Raw genomic sequence first — 4,036 nt, forward strand, 5'->3', positions numbered from 1 at the left:
CGACGATCCCATGCTGCGCGACAGCCTGGTCGCGCGGTTCGTAGCACAGGGCATTGCCGAGGAGAATGTCACCTGCCTGGGCTCGTCGCCGCGCCACGAGCATCTGCTGGCGTTTGCGAACATCGACATATCGCTCGACACGTTCCCGCAAAACGGCGGCGTCAGCACCTGGGAATCGCTCTATGCGGGCGTGCCGGTCGTAGCCAAGCTCGGCAACGGTGCATCGTCGCGCGCCGGCGGGTCGATCGTGGCTGCGGTCGGTCTCAATGACTGGGTCGCCGATAATGACGAGGGCTATGCCGCGATCGCATCCAAATATGCGGCACAGCCGGCGCATCTGGCGAAGCTGCGCGCGGACTTGCCGGCTCGGATCGCGGCTTCGCCCGCCGGCAACGTCGAAATTTACACGCGCGAGGTCGAAGCGGCTTATCGCCAGTTCTGGCGCGACTATGGCGCCGCGGCTTCGAAGGGCGGCGACGTGCGTAGGAGGCCAGCGGCGCCGGGCCGCTGAGCCCCGGGAAATCCCGGGGTATCACCGCGCCGGCTGACCGGCCGGCCAGGCCTGCGAATCAGTTAGACTCTCGCCGGGCTATCCCTCGGAGAGACACCTTGCAGACCAGCGGCGCCGGCGCGCGCGCATTTCAGAACGCGCGATTGCAGAAGAAATTGATGAAGCAGGCCGACGCCGTCCTCTCCGCCGCGGCTAGCGCCTATGGCCGGGGTCGATATGCCGAGACCGAAGCACTCTGCCGGGATATCCTGAAGGCGCTGCCCGATCATGTCGACGCGATGCACCTGCTCGGCATGTGCGCGCATGACGGTCGCCGCCTGGAGGAGGCGCAACAGCTGCTCGAGCGCGTGATTGCACTCGATCCGCGACTGCATGATGCCCACAACAACCTCGCCACCGTGCATTTCGACCTCGGCAATTACGAGGAGGCGCGGCGGTGCCAGGAGAGGGCCATCGCGCTAAAGCCGAATTTTGCGGTCGCGCTGACCAACCTCGGCAACACGCTGATGCATCTGGGGCAGTACGAACAGGCGCTCGAGCTGCATGAGCGCGCCATCAAGATCAAGCCGGATTATGCCGATGCATTCTGCAATCGCGGCATGGTCGAAGTTGTGCTTGGACAGATCATGCGCGCCAAGGAAAGCTTCGACAGGGCCCTGCTGTTTCAGCCCCGTCACGCCGAGGCCATCGTCGGCAGCGGCATGGTCGCCATGGAGCTGCGGCACCACGACGAGGCGGCCGCCAAGTTTGCCATGGCGCTCGCGATCAAGCCCGGCTCGCCGAGGATCGTAGCCCAACGCGGGCGGCTCAGTTACGAGTTGCAGCGCCTGGAGCCCGCGCTTGCGGATTTCGAGGCGGCGCTTGCGATCTCGCCCAAGCTCGAGCTGGCTCTGCGCGGCAAGGCCCAGACCTGCCTCGTCATGGGAAAGACCGCGCAGGCGATGGCGGCCGCAGCGGCCCTGATCGAGCAAAATCCGCGCTCCGAGATGGGGCTGGCGCTGATGGGCTTCTCGTATTCGAACCAGGGGGACATGGACGCCGCGATCGAATATCTCGATCGTGCGCTGGCGCTCCGGCCGGATTATGGGGATGCGATCAGAGGAAAGATCTTCCTGGAGGACTACCGCGCCGAGGCCGATTTCGTGGTCCAGCAGGCGGTGCGAAAATCCTGGTGGGACCAGATCGGCTCCAAACAGCCGCGAAGGGAGCTGCCGAAGCGGCCGCTGGATCCGGAGAAGCGGATCGTGGTCGGCTATGTCGCTGCCGAATTCCGGCAGCACTCCGCGGGGCTCACGCTGCTGCCGGTGCTGCGCCATCACGATCACACCAAATTCGAAATCATCTGCTACTATTCCTGGCCGGGCGGGGACGAGTACACCGCCATGTTCAAATCGTTGGCGGACGTCTGGGTCGAAGCCTGGGGGCTTTCGGATGACGAGCTCGCCGATCGTATCCAGGCGGACAATGTCGACATCCTGATCGACGTTTCGGGGCACACGACCGGAAACAGGCTGCTGACTTTCGCTCGGAAGCCGGCCCCGATCCAGGCCACTGGCTTCGGACACGCGACAGGCACGGGCATGCCGACCATGGACTACGTGCTCGCGGATCCCATTTTCATTCCGCCGTCGGTTCGGCATCTGTTTGCCGAGAAAATCTACGATCTGCCGTGCCTGATCACGATTGAACCAGTCTCGGATCTGCAGCCCTCAGAGCTGCCGATGCTCCGCAACGGCTACGTCACTTTCGGTGTGTTCAACCGCATTTACAAAATCTCGGATGATGCGATCCGTGTTTGGTCGCGCATCATGCGGGAGCTGCCGGGATCGAAGATCATCCTCAAGCATGGTCTGCTCGATGATCCGCTGCTGCGCGATAGCCTGATCGCGCGTTTCCTGGCGCAGGGTGTTGTCGAAGAGAGCCTCACCTGCCTCGGCACCACCTCGCGCGACGACCATCTGGCGGCTTTCGCCCAAGTCGATATTTCCTTCGACACGTTCCCGCAAAATGGCGGCATCAGCACCTGGGAATCTCTCTACAAGGGCGTTCCCGTCGTTGCCAAGCTCGGCAACGGTGCCTCCTCGCGTGCTGGCGCCTCCATCGTGACCGCCGTCGGCCTCGGCGACTGGGTCGCGGAAGATGACGATGGCTATGTCGAGATCGCCCGCAAATTTGCGTCACAGCCCGAGTATCTGGCGAGATTGCGCGCGGATTTGCCGGCTCGGATCGCGGTTTCGCCCGCGGGCAATGTCGAGACCTACACGCGCGAGCTCGAGGTGGGTTACCGAAAGTTCTGGCGCGACTATTGTGCCGCCACCTCGAGTGACGGCGGCGTTGCGTAGGCGAGGCCTGCGTTGAGCACCGGCATCTTCCGGAGATTGCCGGGCCGCCTAAACCGGACGGGCCTTGGCCGCGAATCAGCTAGAATCCTCCCGGGCATCCTCCGGAGAGAATCCTTGCAGAGCAGCGGCGCCGGCGCACGCGCGTTCCAGAACGCGCGGTTGCAGAAGAAATTGAAAAAGCAGGCGGACGCGATCATTTCGACCGCGAATACGGCCTATGGCCAGGGCCGGTATGCGGAGACCGAGGCGCTCTGCCGCCAGATCCTCAATGAACTTCCGGAGCATTTCGGCGCCTTGCACCTGCTTGGCTTGGGCGCATTCGCGAGCCGACACTTCGAGGCAGCGAAACAGGCGCTCAAATATGCCGTGACGGTCGACCCACGCTCGGCACAGGCATTTTCCGATTTGGGAGCCACGCATTTCGCGCTTGGGGAGTATGAGGAAGCGCGTACGTCCTTGGAGAGGGCCATCGCGTTGAAGCCGAGCTTCCCCATGGCCTTGGCCAACCTCGGCAATACCTTGTTGCATCTCAACCGCGTCGAGCAGGCTATCGAATCGTACGATCGCGCGATCGGGCTGAAGCCCGATCATGCCGATGCGCTCTGCAATCGCGGCCTGGCAGAGCTTGCGCTGCGCCAGCTTGATCGCGCCAAACAGAGCTTCGAGCGCGCACTGTTGTTTCAGCCGCGAAACGTGGAGGCGCTCGTCGGCAAAGGTTTGGTCAATATCGAGCTCAAAAACTTCGACGAGGCCAAGGGCGCGCTGGAGGCGGCGCTCGCGATCAGGCCGGGTTCGGCGAAGATCTTGGCGAATCGTGGACGGCTCAATCTTGAGGCGTCGAGCCTGGAACAGGCGGCGGCGGACTTTGATGCGGCCCTTGCGCTTGCGCCCAAGCTCGAGGTGGCCCTGCAGGGGAAGGCACAAGTCGCGCTTGCCATGGGAAACACGGCGCAAGCGATTCTGGCGTGCACCACGTTGCTGGAGGAATATCCACGCTCCGCGATCGCGATGGCGCTGCTGAGCGCTTGTTTTGCCAACCAGGGCGAGATCGCATCGGCGATCGAGCTACTCGATGCGGCGCTGGCCATTGTACCGGATGCGTCCTTGATCGGCCGGAAGATCTTCTTTCTCGACTATCTTTCCGACGCCGATTTCGCGGTTCAGCAGGCCGCACGAAAGCAGT

General features: G+C 63.3%; 2 protein-coding genes and 1 pseudogene. All 3 read left to right on the forward strand.

Going from position 1 to position 4,036, the window contains the following annotated elements:
- A pseudogene (locus IVB47_RS13450) lies at positions 1–511 on the forward strand (acetylglucosamine transferase); the annotation flags it as partial.
- 98 nt (positions 512–609) lie between these two features.
- On the forward strand, positions 610–2,853 hold the full coding sequence (locus IVB47_RS13455) for a tetratricopeptide repeat protein (protein ID WP_247360925.1): 2,244 nt from the start codon (positions 610–612) through the stop codon (positions 2,851–2,853).
- A 114-nt stretch (positions 2,854–2,967) separates the two neighbouring features.
- A partial coding sequence (locus IVB47_RS13460) for a tetratricopeptide repeat protein (protein ID WP_247462072.1) occupies positions 2,968–4,036 on the forward strand: 1,069 nt, incomplete at its 3' end.

Source organism: Bradyrhizobium sp. 62 (assembly GCF_023073035.1).
Classification (GTDB): domain Bacteria; phylum Pseudomonadota; class Alphaproteobacteria; order Rhizobiales; family Xanthobacteraceae; genus Bradyrhizobium.